Here is a 14,843-nt window from a genome sequence, read left to right as displayed (position 1 = left end):
CATATTTTATCATAAAACTAGCCACACCTTCAAAAATACAAGTTTTATTTTTTTGAGACAAAGTCTAGTTAAAGTGTAAAAAGAAAATTTTCAGTACACGTTATGTTTCAACTAGCAAAATTGAACAGTCTGATTTGTCTTGGACTTTTTTTGCAGTCCCTCCAATTTTAAAAAATGATTTATACTCTTCAGATTTTTTCATTTTGGCCATAACTATGAGATTTATTTTTTCGTCATTTGCATATTTGACTATGGAATTGGCTGGATTACCTGTTCTGAAAATACCGTCACATTCTATACCGCTTTCTCTACACTGCGCTACTCGTTTGGCTAAAAACTTCCTAACATGATCTTGCATATTTGTCATAATTGATTCTATTTGTACATGAGTTGTGGCATCATCATCGCCAATTTCTTCAAATAATGGGTTTGACCAAGGCTTGATCACATTAAGAATAATAATTTTTGATGAACTCATTTTTGCTATGTGTATTGCATGCTTTAATGCCTCATCTCCAGCAGCAGTTCCTGCATGAGGTACAAGTATCGTTTTATACATAATATCTATACCACTGTTCCCAAATAATTAAGATTTAGAGTCATCAACACTTCTCCACTCTATTGTACAGTAATTGAGGCATTTGCTTATGTTTATTTTCAAGTTTCAATTTAATTTTCATTCTTTTATAGTGAATTTACGTGAAGGCAGACCTGTACCGAAGGGAGTGTACAGCTGTCTTATCACGAATTCACTTGGATAGTATATCACTTTCAAACTATTAAGATAGGGGATAATTGACTTGATTCATAATGGAATCAACTTGTATTCGGATTAATAATTCAGGCATATGGTAGAATGCATGGTCAATAAAAAAGAAAAATCGCAGAATTTTGGAAAAAACCTCAAGAAAAAACAAGAGCACATTATAGAAGATGTTACAAAGAATTATGCTCAAACTGTTGAACAAGGAAAGCAGATAGGTAAAGAATCCCTAGAAAAAATAAACCAAATCACTAACAATACTACGGATTTTCTAAAATCCCAAGAATATCTAAAATCATTAAAAATCAATTCATTAAAAATTAGAGAAAAAGGTTTAGAGCAAAAAAGTATGTTCATAAAGAAAAGCCCTAAATTTTATAAAAAAATTTCCAATGCTTTTTTTTACTTTTTTGAATTAATTGTGGGTAGGATCAAACTTGGTACACAATATGGTGCTTCAAGTCTTGAAATTCTAGAAAAATTAGCTAAACTCAAAGAATTAGGAATCATTACTGAGAAAGAATTCAATGAGAAAAAGAAAAAGATCTTAGATAGAATTTGAATGGACAGAAAGGATTTGAAATAAAATTGACAGATGAAAGAAATCTAAAACCTAGTAATATTCCAACAAAAGAAACTATTGTGCTTAGGACTAAACTATTACCTCAAGACATTATTGAAATTTTAGATAAAAAGAAAACATCGTTTTTTGGTTCTGCATTAAGACGTCCAAAATCAGATGAGATAACAGTTGAAACTCCACAATTGTATTTGGAACAATATGTTTTCATTTTAGGTCACTATGAAATTGATTTTGATAGGAATGCTTCATACATGATTAAGGTTGACCCTGATGTTGTCGAAGTTGCAATTGGAACTAAAAAATTTCCTGTCTTAAATGAATCAGGCGTGTGGAAGAAATTTGGTAAAAAAATGAAACAAGGTGTTGGAATTACTAAACAAGATTTGGAACTCAATGTAACTGAAAATGCAGTCAAAAGTATGACTGATTCTATGTATTTTGATCATAATGGATTGGAAACTACTTTTGATTATAGTACTGATTCTGATGCAGTAGAAAATTTCGTCCAAAATGTACTTGATGTAAACAAAAGCCATACTCGAAAAATCAAGATGACTAACAATGAGCTTTTTTCAAAACTATTTCATAAATTAAAAGAAAGTCTAAAACATGATTTGATAATCAATCATGAGGAATACGTTGTGACTAAATTTCAGGAGATTTTTGTTCCAATTTATGAGACAAAATGTTATGATGAGAAAAACAAGGTTGTAGTTGCCCGAGTGGATGCTGTAACTGGAAAAATTATCTAAAAATGTGATTGTTGAATAACTGTTTTTCTTGCATTATTGCTAGGTCTAGGTTCATTTTTCTGAATCTATGTGGATATTTCTAAAAATTTATGACACGTGGTACACTCGTATCGACTCTTGTGACCAGGCATCATTACTTTGGCTTCATGTGAGCAATTTGCTTGTGTTGGTATTTTAGATGACATCGTATTTCCTTAATGTGGTTTTATTCTGTCACGTGAATTTTTTCATGTTCTAACACTGTATAAAATGTGTCAGAATTTCCTTCCCATTTGAATTTGCATTCTCGACAATTATATTTCATTTTTTATCCAACATGCTAAGATTATTTTTAATAATAAATGATGGAGAAGTTGACTTCAATCTCAATGATATCAACTAGATTAATGAAATTATTAGTGCGTCAAATGACTATGCTGTCTGGATACGAAGGCATCTCTCTGACATGCTATGTCAATGTCGCACGAGATAGGTATTGTTGATTTTGATATTAAAGATATATCATTTTGATTTCATTTAGAATAAAGTCAACTTGTTATTTTGAATGTAAATTGTTCATCAAGTTTAAATTAATGAATTTTAATTCTGATTTGCCGTCACAAGGTTTGTAGGCAAAACCTAGTTGGTAAAACCCATACGGAAAGAAAAACCTTCAATCACAATTTTACTGTAGTTCTTTTTTATTATAAAATTTCTTTCTAGTGATTGATGCAATAAATTCACATTGATAAGAACAATAAAATCCCATATCTGTCATTGACTGTCTTCCACAACAAAGGCATTTTTGATTTTTCATTCTAACTTTTTAAATCCCTTGATGTTGTGAAGCACATTTTGATGAACAAAAATCACTATCTTGATCTTTGAATTTATTACCACATATAGAACATGTTTTGATTATTTCTTTATCTGATGAAAATAATGGTTTACGAATCTTCAATATTTGCAAATATTATTTTGAATAGGGAAATTTAACAAATACCTCATTTGATTAAATTCACTACCAAGTCATCTAGTTGACTTTGTATTGGCTGAGAACAATTTTTTTACATCTGAAATATGATTTGATATTGAGATATTTAGTGAAAAATATTGGTAGATGAATTCAAAGCCCAAATACCAATAAGACCTAGAGACATGTCCCAAATCTTTAGCAGCCATGGTTTTCAGTTTGGGGCTGTTTCAGGTCTTTCAGGAATAGATGAATAAATAATCAATCATCAAGAATTACAAGAGCTGTGTAAATGATCCTTTCTTGAACTACTGTGGTTGTTAGTTTCACATCTATGATTCGTCTTTGTTTTACAATTTCATTAACTAATGAATCTAATTCTGATAGTTCTTCAGTTTGAATTGTTTCAACTTGCATGAATTACTGTTTTTTTCCTAGAATAAAAATATAGTATTTTCTATTTTGATCACAAGTCTAGTTGTTTTCATTCAGAATGGACACAATTCTTGTCTTATTTAATTATGGATTTGAAAATACATCTATAGGTAAAATTGACATTTCAAATACTAAAACAAAAAAACTGCGTTCATTTCCCATCAATTGTGATGGATAATTTGAATGGCAAACGAGAATGCGTAATATGTCATAAAATTCTAGAATGACTTGTCAAATTACATGTAAAACATGTGGGGATGATTTGAGCAAAGGTCAGATTATTTGTTATGGGTATCTTTGTGTTGTTTGTTGGGATAAAGTGAAACCACCTAGTATTTAGATAACCCCTCAGAAATACAAATCTCTACAAATTCAACTATTATTGATTAATTTTGATAAGACCGTAACTGCATTTCAGATATTAACATTTGTTAAAAAATTGATTTTAGTACTATGAGATATCAAGCAAAGTATGTCATCAACAGATTTTGGCAGGAATTTAAAATGTGATAAATGTGGATCAAGATTCAAGTATCCTGAAAGACTAAAAAAACATAAAGAAATTGCACATAATAAGAAAAAGGAGACATGTAGAGCATGTGGTTCTGAATTTCATTCTACTGAGGATTTGAGAAAACATAAAAAAGACTGTAAAGAAAAAATTTAACATTACAAACCCTCTTCAAATTGTAACTCCGCTGTGGAATCAAACTGTGTGATATTGTAAAAAATTGCCTAGTTCTGCATAGTTCTAATGATTGGGTTTCACACTATATCTTTTTCAAAAATGGCATAGTTTGGCATAGTTTTGAACCTGTAATGTGGGATCCTGCACTTTATGTTGTAGAATAATGTGTGCCGGGGGCGAGTTTCGAACTCGCGACCTCCAGATTATGAGTATTGCCTTAGTTGGAGAACCGTTAGAGTTTACCAAATTAACTGGCACTCTAACCAGGCTGAGCTACCCCGGCATGATATAATGTCAAAAATTTGGGAAATTAAATGATTCTAAAGTACATTTTGCCTTTTTTTAGATAATTTGGCATCTTATTGAGCATGATTGCTTCATTGCATTGCAGTGCATACTCACTGCTTATCCCTCTTTTTCTGATTGCAAGTACATGAAACAAAGTTTTCAACAATTTTCTATCTTTACATTCATTGTAATGTTTACAGTAATTTTTGCTTCTCAAGGCATGTTGACCCCTGCATATGGTGCTCATGATGCAATCAAAGGTTTTACAGAAGAATATGATTTTGTAGCAGGAATACATAATGAAGTTACTTTTGAATTTAGAAATGGTATTGAAACTGTGAATTTCCCTGTATTTTCAACAACTTCTGATATTGTGGCTAACGTTGGAACTAGTTTTGAAGTTGAAGGAGTAATTGGAAATAGTCCCCATCTACACAAGGCACTAGATGACGCATATCTCTATAGAATAGCTGTTTTATCTGGAACTGGTGTTTTTGATTATGAACATAGATATTTTGATGTAGATGTTAATGTCGTTCAAAATGAAACTATTCTAAAATCATTTGAATACAATAATTGTGAAATATCATCAAATAGCGTATCCACTCTCACAGATGATTATGAGTCTTATTTAGCATCCAATACTGGATTTGCTGTTGTTAACTCTATAGAGTTTAGATGTAGTGGTGTTCATATTAATTTAGAAAATAATTCTTCTATTCCAATCCATATGGAAATGGAATTGACTGATTATGGTCCATTACCTTTTCCTCTTGCTGAAGATGTTCGCACTTTTCTAACTTTTGACTTTGATCATGGGGCAGAAAAAATAGAATCTGTAATATTTACATTAACTTCAGGATTTGATGAAACCGATAATGCCGGTGCAGGCTTTCAGATTATCACAGCCGTGTTGCCTCATCCGTTGATAGACAATGCAATATCAAAATCTCAAAAACTCTCTGGAATGCAATCTAGCTATAATGAAGATTTTAACGTCTATGTAGAAATTGTAAATCCTGATGAAACATTACGTGCTCTTGATTTTAATGACTGTATTGTAAGTGGATATGACGTACTTACTCTGAGAGATAAAGAAGAAGGTTATACTGGAAAGCGAGGGTTTGCAACTGCTGAAATACTTGATGTTGATTGCTCTGGTTTAACACCAATTAATCCTAATTTTGATAAATTATCACATAGCAAAGAATCTTCAAAAACTCCTGTACTACATTCTTACAATATGGGAACTGGTCCACATGTCATTGCTACTTTTGATTTTGATGGTCAAACAGAAGTGATTGATTTCCCTGAATTCAATCAAGGTAATTTGATTTCAAGGGCAAATCCAACATTTGATCTCGTAGGAGTTCCCGGTGTGACTCCTTTGTTGTATAATGCAGTAGATAAGGCTAAACAAAGCCAATCAAAAATTACTGGTGTCAATTCACTAAGGGATTTGTTTGATGTTAATATCACTATGATAAATGGTGAGCATACTGTACGAAGTTTCGATTATACAAAATGCCGTATTGTTGACTATGTGTTAAAAACCGAGCATGATCTTGAAGAGAGTTTTTACAAAGGGTTTGCATTAACCAATGAATTCCACTTTGAGTGTCTAGGATATGCTCCAGTTAACGCACACTATTCTGAAATGTTTAGTATTCCACAAAGTTCTGGGACTGAATCAACCAACGATTATGATTCAAAACAAAGATCTTCTTGGGGACCTAACTTTAGAGTGTCCTAATTTTTTATATCCTTCCAAGATGTGTTTTCATTTTTGACCCAGAGGAATTTCTTTTGTAGTGCTGATGTGTACAATTTTTCCCATTCTGCACCCACTTCGTCAGTCCAGGCCTTGAAAACACGTGGATCGATATAATTTCTTAATGATGTTCCAATGTTGTAGTCTTTAGTTTTTTCAGATAAATCAATCTGTAATTCTAGTTTTTCAACTCTTTCTTTTTGTTTGACTTTTTGTTTTTTAATTTGTTCATTTAATGTCTTGATCCTTTTTACTTTGGCTTTCTTTTGGATGTCTGTCTTTGGTTCTTTATCTTCTACCTTTTTGAGAGTCTCTTGGGTTTTTTTCCATGCCTTCTCTTTTTCTACCTTTTTGAGAGTCTCTCTCTTCTTTTGTAGTGATTGTTCAAATGTTTTGGGAATGGTTCTTTTGTGATTACACATAATTGCAGCTTCGAGATTTGCCAATTTTGCATGGTATAGTTTTTCAGTTGCAGATTTTCCCTTCATATTATCGTGTTTTACAAGATAGTCTTTGACGACTGTTGTTGCTTGGAATGTTCTGAACACCTTGGCAGTTAATCCTTTTACAATTCCTGAAAAATATTTGTTCACATCTCTTGATGTGATGTTGTGGAAAATTTCATCTTTTGGTTTTTTCTTTTCAATTAATTTTTTAAGATTTTCTTGAAATTGTTTATCGTCTCCAACTATCTTTAGAGTTTCTTGCCATCTTACACTATCTTTTCCTAAAAAGTCAAACTCTATTGCATCTGCAGTAATCTTGATATGTTCTTTTCTTAGGGTTGTAGCACCTACAGTATCAGCTTCATCTTCATCCTTTTCGTCCCCTACCCTCATTGCTGTTTTGTAAATCAAATAACATGCAGTAGCAACATTACTCTTTTTTGAATCCTTCATATCTTTGACCATTGCTTTTCTGATTTTTTCAATTTCTTTTTCAAGCTTTACAGCTTTTTCATACTTTTCTTTATCTCTACCTTGTTTTAGGTCAGAACTGTCTGAAAGCCACACATATTTTCTTTTCTGAGTAAGAAAATCCATCCAACTTGCAAGCCACATCGAATCTTGATCATGAATTATTTTTCCCCATTTCCCATCTGGTACTTTTGCATTTTTTCCAAGGTTTAATGTGACATCTTTTGCAGTAACTGGAGGTTTCCATTTTCCTCTGAGTGGGTGTTCTCCTCTTCCAATGAATATTCCTGGGGGTTCTGCCATATAGTTTCCAACTTCAACTTCCTTTCCATCCATGATTGCAATTCCGTATTTTGCTTTCAGCTTTTCTCGTAGTTCTTTTCTTTTAGTAGCAAGAGATTTCTTTTCTTCTTTACTCATCATCTCTTTGAGATCTTTTTCCTTGTCAACTATTTTGTAAGCATTTGAAAAATCAATATCATCATAAGATAATTTTTTAATTTTTAGTTCTTTAGCTAAATCCGCAGTAAAATTTTTCTGAAAAACTTTGTCTTGAGCATATGGGGTATCTTTCTTTTTTGCCCATTGATACACCATTTCTTCCTGATTGAGATTGAGATTTACTGTTTCTCCTTTGATCTTTATTTTAATTCCCTGAGCCTCATATGCAGGTGGGAACAAGATTCCATTGTGTTGTAGAGTTTTCCATTTCATATCATTTCACCATAAAATTGTGGACTTTGATAAAATTCTACTTTATCTGTATATCAATTTAGCGTACAAGTACGATGTCAGCTTGAAAATAGCTCTTTACTCATGTATTTCTCAAATTCTAGGTCCGTTTTCATCTTTTTAGCCTCCATGAACATGGCAGCATCTGTACCTACAACATATCGAGGCTGCATTTCGTCATCATGAATTGCCTTCATTACTACCTCTGCAACTTGAGATGGTGCGGTTCCCATTTCAACCATCATTTTTAGACCTGCCAAAATATTTTCAGTTAATGCTTTGTATTTGGGGTCTGATTTTGATTCAGAAACTTTCATTGAATTAAAAAAATCTGTTTTGATAACTCCTGGTTCTATCAATGTTGTTTTAATTCCAAATTGGCCAAGCTCATATCTTAGACATTCTCCTAATCCTTCCAATGCAAACTTTGAACTAATGTAAGCTGGAGAACCCGGAAATCCGATTCGTCCTGCAACTGAACTAATATTGATAATATTTCCAGAATTTTGTTTTCTCATTATCGGTGCTACTTCTTGAATAATTCTTACCACACTGAAAAAATTTGTCTCAAATTGTTTTCTAAACTCTTCAACTGATACATCCTCTGTACATCCAAATTGACCATATCCTGCATTATTTACTAGTACATCTAGTCTTCCATTTTTTGTAACAACTTTTTTGATTGCAGAAATGATTGATTCTTCTTTATCCACATTCAATTCTATAATTTCAATTGGAAGATTCTCTTTTTTTACAGCATGTTCTAATTCTCCTGCTTTTCCAAGATTTCGCATACTGGCAAATGTATGATATCCATCTCGTGCTAATGACAAGGCAGTCTCCAACCCTATTCCTGATGAACTACCTGTAACAAGAGCTATTTTTTCCATGATGATTCTAAATTCTTGTTATATTTATCCCATTTTGATTAGTTATACTAGTGGTCTATCACCTTCAGTAGGATCAATTAGCTCAGTCTCCTCCCCATCATTGATTCTCTCAAGAATCTCCAATGCTGAATGTTTGTGGAGATATTCATTGTTGTTTCCACATCTATATGAGAAAGTACATCTGGGACACCCAGATTCATTTTTGCACGGGCATTCTTTTACTATGAACATGCTCCTTTCAAGTGCTTTTTCAAATCTGTCATAGAGGGCTTTACTTGCACCACTTCCACCTATGGCCCCATCATAGATGAAAATCAAGCCTGATGTGCCTAGTGATATGCCTCCTAAATCCTGAGAAACTCCTCCTGTGATCATATTACTCCCTTCAATCACAACATGCTCTGTTGCATGGTATCCACTTGCTTCTGCATATTCTTCATCTTCAGATTCATCAATTATTTTCAGTGGTCGTGGTGCATGAAATACAATCCCTTTTGTGACAAAATCATACTCTAATGGTGTATCCAGCTCAACTTTTTCTCCTTGTGTTATTTCTTGTCCTAATTCAATATTGACATAACCATACACCTTTTTTTCAATATGCAATTTACAAAATGCAATTTCAATGCCATTTGCTTTTCGCCTTTCGTAAACTGTTTCTATTGTTGGCCATTCTTCTGTTAATGATTTTGTATAATATGGATAATCTCTTGGAATTCTTTCCAATTTTGCATAATTATTTTTTGGATAATCAAATTCCTTTACCTTGTAACGAATACCTGCTAGAAAATAGATTGCATCTTTATGCAGTTCTTCTAGTGCAATTGGCAATACTCTGTCTCCTGCTTTTTTTCCATCCAAAAAAATATCAACTGAATTACCAATTCCTCTGATGCTATATTCACTTAGCATGGAATTGATTTTATCAAAATTTGGAATGATTCTATTATTGAATTCTTTTAGATTTTCATTACTAATATGATGTTCAATAATTTCTTGATGTTCCTTTAATTCATGTTTTGAAATTGGTCTATCACATGCCATTGCTAAAACTTGAAATTCTTCTACAAACGGATTTTTTGGATCGATGTATGTTTTTTCAATGTCTTCAAAATAATCATCAGGGTGATTTTTGTAATACTGCGAAATGGGATCATTTCCTAAAGCTAAAAATGCGTATCCTCGCTGACCTTTTCGAGCAGCCCTTCCTATTCTTTGAATTAATCTATTGACTGGTATTGTAGATGATATGACACAATCAACATTACCCACATCTATGCCTAATTCAAGCGTGGGAGTACATGAAATGGCCTGTAGACTATCTTCCTTGAATTGTCTCTCAACTGATGCTCGATAATTTGCCATCAATCCTGCTCTGTGAACTTTGATATTCACCTTTTGTTTTTTTGCCTGAATTGCTAGTAATTCTGAATTTAGATGAGAATTATTAAACACCATTGTTTTATGATTTTTTTGAGTTAGTTTTTTTGTCAATTCCACCATTAGGGCTCTTTGTGTTCGAAGTGATGGAAATAACATTGCAAAATCTGTTTGTCCTTTTTTACCTGAACCTCGAATTTTTTGCATCTCTTCCCCAAACAATTTTTGGCAGAATTCTTTTGCATCATCAAGTGTAGCTGATGCTGCAACAAATTGCAATTTGTTAGTACAAATTCTCTTTAATCTCTTGATAATGTAATGAACATTAGTTCCAAAAATTCCTGAATATACGTGGGCCTCATCTGTTACAAGAATCCTAGTTGATGATAGTAATGATGAAAATTTTGTTTGGTGCCACATGTGATAATGTAAAACATCAAAGTTTGTAATTAGAATTTGAGGTGGATTATCTATAATTTCCCTTCTCTCATCTAATTTTGTATCTCCATCAAAGACCTTTACTTTAACACCAATCTTTTCTGCGAATTTTTGGATTTTTGGATACTGATCTCTAGATAATGCTTTGGTAGGATAAACAAAAATAGCAAAAACATTTCCGTCATTTGCATCTTTTTTTATTCTTTGAATTACTGGAATTAAAAATGCTTCAGTTTTTCCTGAGGCAGTTGGTGCCTCAATTACTACATTTTCTCCAAAGGTAATTTCTCCAATTGCCTCTTCTTGAAATTTGTAAAATTGTTCAATTTTTAATTCTTTGAGATGTGCTGTGATTGATTCATCTAGTCCCAAATCTTCTACTTTACAGCCCATTTTAGGCTCGGGATTGCTCAAAACCTTGTATTGAGAAACGTAATCTTTTTTTGAATATAGTATCTCTTCTGTGATTTTATCTGGCTTGTTATTTCCAATCATCTCTTTGATTTCGTTTTCTCCCCTGACTATTCCCTCATCTTTGAGACCTTCAGATAACCCCCTTTCTGTAACTAGACCTTTATCAAATCTGGATAAAAATTCTAAAAATACCTCATCAACATTCTTTGAGAATTCTAATAGATCCTCAATTCCACATTTTTCACAAGAAACATGCATTTTTTTGTTGAATGTTTTTTGAATTTCAATTTTTGACTTGCATTTAGGACATGAAAACTTCAAGATCTGTTATCTTAGAAACTATTGATGATTTATTGTTTGATAGGTGTTTTGACCCATGACATTATTAAGATAGAACAGAGTCTTGAATTTAAAAATGAAAAAAATAGAAATTAACAAAATTTACAATCAAAACTGTATTGAAGGAATGAAATTAATTCCTAAAAACAAAATTGATCTTGTCATAACTGATCCTCCATTTGCCATAAATTTTAAGGCAAAAAAGGCAAATTATAACAGAACATCATCAAGAGTATTATCTGGCTATAATGAGATAAAACCTGAAGATTATTATGATTTTACATTTGCTTGGATGAGTGAAGTTTACAGAATTTTAAAAGACTCTGGAAGCATGTATATTTTTTCAGGATGGAATAACCTAAAAGATATTTTACGTGCATTAGATGATATTGGATTTACTACTGTAAATCATGTGATTTGGAAATATCAATTTGGAGTAGTAACTAAAAGAAAATTTGTCACTTCTCATTATCATTGTCTTTACGTTTGTAAGGACGATAAGAAAAGAAAATTTTTCCCCTTCTCTAGGTTCAAAAAAGATGATAAAAATGAAGATGGTCGAAGTCTTCATTACAAAGACAAGGAAGATGTATGGGATATCAAAAGAGAATATTGGACGGGGGATGAAAAAACTCCTACTAAACTTCCTTCTGAAATTATTAAAAAATTATTAGAATATTCAAGTGAAAAAAATGATACTGTATTTGATCCATTTCTTGGTTCTGGCCAAGTTGCTGTAGTTAGTAAATCGCTTAAAAGAAAATACTTGGGATTTGAGATTGTTCCAGATTATTACAAATTTGCTAAAAAACGACTTGACACTGATACTTATCGAATAAAAAAATCAAAATAATTTATTCGTTTTTTTCAGTTACGTCTGTTCTTTTTTGACCCATTTTTGAAGCAATACTTTCTCTTAATTCGTCATCTGTTTTCCCTTCAATTTTGACTCCTGCTGATTTTGCAATCATTTCTAATTTTTCTCGTTCTGTTTCAACAGGCCCTGAAATTTTTGGCACTTCTTCAGTAACTTCTTTCATCTGTTCTTGAATTTCATTTTTAGCTTTATTGTATTCGTTGACTGCTTTTCCCATTTTCTTTGCAGCTCCTGGAAGTTTTCCAGTTCCTAAAATCAATACTAGTGCTACAAAAATAATTATCATCCATTCACTGCCACCAATATTTAGCAAATCCCCAAACATGTCTTGGTATTTTTTAGTTTAAAATTAAACCTAATGTCTTGATTTATGCGTGAATTATCAATTTCATCATTGAATATCACATATGAGAATGCACGTATTGATTTAAAGAAATTCAAAATAGAGAAAATTTATGAAAAAAATTGAAGCAATCGTTCAATCTGGAGCAAAAGATGCAGTAATTGCTGCAATCAAAAAGATTGGCGTTGGCGGCGTAACTACTCATCAAGTTCAAGGACAAGGATCACAAGATCCTCCGTTAGTTGGACAATATTTCAGTAGAGATATGATCATTTGTGTTGTAGATGATCCTAAACTAGATGAGGTTATTGATGCAATTGCACATGTTGCTTGTACTGGAACGAAAGGTGATGGTAAGGTCTTTGTAACTGAAATAGTTGATGCACTTGATATCTGCACCAAAAAACGTGGAACAATGGACATCTAATTGGAAAATCTCTGCGGTTCTAGTTTCTTTCTAGCACTAATTGCAAATAGCGCAACTCCAATTCCTATTATACAAAATACTATGTATGGTGTTTCGTTTCCAAATGACTGAGTAATTGGACCTCCTATTGTTGGTCCTATTGCCCATCCCATACCGAAAACTGTTTCATATGCGCCAATAATTTTACCTGAAATTCCTTTTCGAGTTTTACTTAAAATAATCTCCAATGTTAGTGGGAAAAATATACTAAATCCAAACCCCATCAGAACTAAGGCAATTCCAAAAGTAATGATTGAATCTGCAACAACAGATATTGCCAATCCTGCTGATACTGCAATAGTTCCTGCAATCAACGTCTGACTTGTTTTTCTTGCAAACTTTCCTGCTAATGCAAGAGATACAACTCTAGATATTCCAAAAACAAAGAACAATAACAAAATGTCTGTAGCAGACATTCCATTATCGTTTAGAAATGCTGGATAAATTGTGAGGATTATTCCAAACGAAGATGTACAAAAAATCAATAATATGATAACTTCAGGAAATCTTTTCATTTCCTTTATTGATGAAAATGAAAATCGTTCATGATGCTTTTTGACACTCTTTCTTGAGGCTAAAAGTGAAGTAATTATGGCAGCTGCCAGAATAAATGCTGCAATTTGGAATAATATTCTGTATGTAACATCAAGGCCTTCTAGTAATGCTGTTCCCAGCAATGGTCCTACCATGAACCCAATTACAAAAAACATTGTAAACCATGAAATGTGTTTTACTCTGTTTTTCTCTGAACTTTCATTTGAAATAATTGCTTCACATGGGGGCCAGAAAAATGCATGTGCAACGCCCGTCATTATTCTAAAACCCATTATTTCTGGAACGGATTGTGCAATGGATAATAGATAGACTGATGCAGAATTTATCGCAGCACCTAATGATAACAAATAGCCATTGTTAATTCTGTCAAGTAAAATTCCTACAAAAAGAGGGATGAACATGTAAGGGATGAAATTTGTTAATCCGATTAATCCCAATTCAGAATATGATGCACCAATGATGTTTTTTGCAAATACTGGTAAGATTGGACCGTGTAATCCATATGAAATACCTATGATTAAACCAGTGATGTTGACTAGTATGAGAACTCTATTCATTTGTATGCGGCAACCATTATTGCTCCGCCCATAAGATCTTTCTCAAACTCTACTCTGGAAAATTTTTCTAGAATTAATCCTTCTAGTTTTTTGTTTTGTGGCCATCTTTTGTAAGTTCCATATAATGTTCCAAATTTTAATCCCAATCTGCCTCCTGCAGCAAATGCCAAAATGGGTAGAATACATCTCAAATAAAACGAAACTCCTGCTCTGAAAAATGCTTCATCAGGTTTCCCTAAATCTACGATTACAAATCTTCCATCTTTTTTTAGCACTCTGTGTATTTCAGAAATTGCTATTCTTAGATTAATTGCATCTCGTAGGGAATATCCGCATAATACTGCATCAAACTCTTCATCTTTGAATGGTATGTGCTCAAAAACACCATTTGCCATATCTGGAGTTTCTTCAAAAAAAGTCCCTGTATTTTTTAACATTGGAACAAGTGGATCATAGAGTGTGATTGAGATTTTTCCATCAGTTAATTTCATTGCAGTCTTTGACATGTTTCCAAAACCAGAGCCTGCATCAAGAATTTTGTTTCCTGGGAGCACTCTTTTTGAAATTCCGCGAATTCGATGTTCCTTATCTTTGCCTAATGAAATAATTGAATTGACTTTATCGTAAATTGGAATAATTTCTCGAAGTACTTCCATTACTTCTCCCCAATAACTTCCTAAACCCATAATCTATCGTCTCTGTA

General features: G+C 32.6%; 14 protein-coding genes and 1 tRNA gene. 6 read left to right on the top strand and 9 right to left on the bottom strand.

The annotated features are described in order from the left end of the window. Window positions 1-100: 100 nt before the first annotated feature. Window positions 101-559, bottom strand: a complete 459-nt coding sequence (locus C5F47_RS07370; RefSeq protein WP_179360449.1) for a universal stress protein — start codon at window positions 557-559, stop codon at window positions 101-103. Window positions 560-860: 301 nt separating this feature from the next. Here C5F47_RS07370 and C5F47_RS07365 point away from each other — a divergent pair, with 301 nt between their 5' ends. Together C5F47_RS07365 and C5F47_RS07360 are read left to right on the top strand one after the other, a co-directional pair. After that, the gene (locus C5F47_RS07365) at window positions 861-1,325 is read left to right on the top strand and encodes an SHOCT domain-containing protein (protein ID WP_179360448.1); all 465 of its coding nucleotides are present in this window, start codon (window positions 861-863) and stop codon (window positions 1,323-1,325) included. Next, window positions 1,322-2,098 carry a hypothetical protein gene (locus tag C5F47_RS07360; protein ID WP_246271070.1) on the top strand — a complete coding sequence of 259 codons (777 nt, stop codon included), beginning with the start codon at window positions 1,322-1,324 and terminating at the stop codon, window positions 2,096-2,098. The genes C5F47_RS07365 and C5F47_RS07360 overlap by 4 nt, the downstream gene beginning before the upstream one ends. Before the next feature lie 1,213 nt (window positions 2,099-3,311). Here C5F47_RS07360 and C5F47_RS07355 read toward each other — a convergent pair. Continuing rightward, window positions 3,312-3,467 (bottom strand): hypothetical protein, encoded by a 156-nt coding sequence (locus C5F47_RS07355; RefSeq protein WP_179360447.1) that lies wholly within the window; start codon window positions 3,465-3,467, stop codon window positions 3,312-3,314. A gap of 490 nt (window positions 3,468-3,957) precedes the next feature. On the opposite strand from C5F47_RS07355, the gene C5F47_RS07350 reads away from it, so the two are divergent. After that, the gene (locus C5F47_RS07350) at window positions 3,958-4,152 is read left to right on the top strand and encodes a hypothetical protein (RefSeq protein ID WP_179360446.1); all 195 of its coding nucleotides are present in this window, start codon (window positions 3,958-3,960) and stop codon (window positions 4,150-4,152) included. 189 nt (window positions 4,153-4,341) lie between these two features. On the opposite strand, the gene C5F47_RS07345 is transcribed toward C5F47_RS07350, so the two are convergent. After that, window positions 4,342-4,456 (bottom strand) — tRNA-Met (locus C5F47_RS07345). A 150-nt stretch (window positions 4,457-4,606) separates the two neighbouring features. On the opposite strand from C5F47_RS07345, the gene C5F47_RS07340 reads away from it, so the two are divergent. Then, on the top strand, window positions 4,607-6,214 hold the full coding sequence (locus C5F47_RS07340; RefSeq protein WP_179360445.1) for a hypothetical protein: 1,608 nt from the start codon (window positions 4,607-4,609) through the stop codon (window positions 6,212-6,214). On the opposite strand, the gene C5F47_RS07335 is transcribed toward C5F47_RS07340, so the two are convergent. The 3 genes from C5F47_RS07335 to C5F47_RS07325 form a co-directional block, all read right to left on the bottom strand. Beyond that, window positions 6,211-7,863, bottom strand: a complete 1,653-nt coding sequence (locus C5F47_RS07335) for a DNA topoisomerase I (protein WP_179360444.1) — start codon at window positions 7,861-7,863, stop codon at window positions 6,211-6,213. The genes C5F47_RS07340 and C5F47_RS07335 overlap by 4 nt on opposite strands. A gap of 77 nt (window positions 7,864-7,940) precedes the next feature. Then, the gene (locus tag C5F47_RS07330) at window positions 7,941-8,771 is read right to left on the bottom strand and encodes an SDR family oxidoreductase (protein ID WP_179360443.1); all 831 of its coding nucleotides are present in this window, start codon (window positions 8,769-8,771) and stop codon (window positions 7,941-7,943) included. 42 nt (window positions 8,772-8,813) lie between these two features. Further along, a complete protein-coding gene (locus tag C5F47_RS07325) occupies window positions 8,814-11,324 on the bottom strand; it encodes a DEAD/DEAH box helicase (RefSeq protein ID WP_179360442.1) in 2,511 nt (836 codons plus the stop codon). A 94-nt stretch (window positions 11,325-11,418) separates the two neighbouring features. On the opposite strand from C5F47_RS07325, the gene C5F47_RS07320 reads away from it, so the two are divergent. Further along, a complete protein-coding gene (locus tag C5F47_RS07320) occupies window positions 11,419-12,195 on the top strand; it encodes a DNA-methyltransferase (RefSeq protein ID WP_179360441.1) in 777 nt (258 codons plus the stop codon). 1 nt (window position 12,196) lies between these two features. On the opposite strand, the gene C5F47_RS07315 is transcribed toward C5F47_RS07320, so the two are convergent. Continuing rightward, window positions 12,197-12,544, bottom strand: a complete 348-nt coding sequence (locus C5F47_RS07315; protein ID WP_179360440.1) for a Sec-independent protein translocase subunit TatA/TatB — start codon at window positions 12,542-12,544, stop codon at window positions 12,197-12,199. Between the two features lie 130 nt (window positions 12,545-12,674). Between C5F47_RS07315 and C5F47_RS07310 the strand changes: the two genes are divergently transcribed. Further along, on the top strand, window positions 12,675-12,989 hold the full coding sequence (locus C5F47_RS07310) for a P-II family nitrogen regulator (protein WP_179360439.1): 315 nt from the start codon (window positions 12,675-12,677) through the stop codon (window positions 12,987-12,989). Here the strand turns inward: C5F47_RS07310 and C5F47_RS07305 are convergent. Both C5F47_RS07305 and C5F47_RS07300 read right to left on the bottom strand, forming a co-directional pair. After that, complete coding sequence (locus C5F47_RS07305) at window positions 12,986-14,140, bottom strand: MFS transporter (RefSeq protein ID WP_179360438.1); 1,155 nt, start codon at window positions 14,138-14,140, stop codon at window positions 12,986-12,988. The genes C5F47_RS07310 and C5F47_RS07305 overlap by 4 nt on opposite strands. Next, window positions 14,137-14,826, bottom strand: a complete 690-nt coding sequence (locus C5F47_RS07300; RefSeq protein WP_179360437.1) for a class I SAM-dependent methyltransferase — start codon at window positions 14,824-14,826, stop codon at window positions 14,137-14,139. The genes C5F47_RS07305 and C5F47_RS07300 overlap by 4 nt, the downstream gene beginning before the upstream one ends. Window positions 14,827-14,843: the final 17 nt, after the last annotated feature.

This window comes from Nitrosopumilus cobalaminigenes, from assembly GCF_013407145.1.
Classification (GTDB): Archaea; Thermoproteota; Nitrososphaeria; order Nitrososphaerales; family Nitrosopumilaceae; genus Nitrosopumilus; species Nitrosopumilus cobalaminigenes.
Note: the sequence above shows the minus strand (reverse complement) of the source record. Positions and strands in the feature narration are given on the sequence as shown.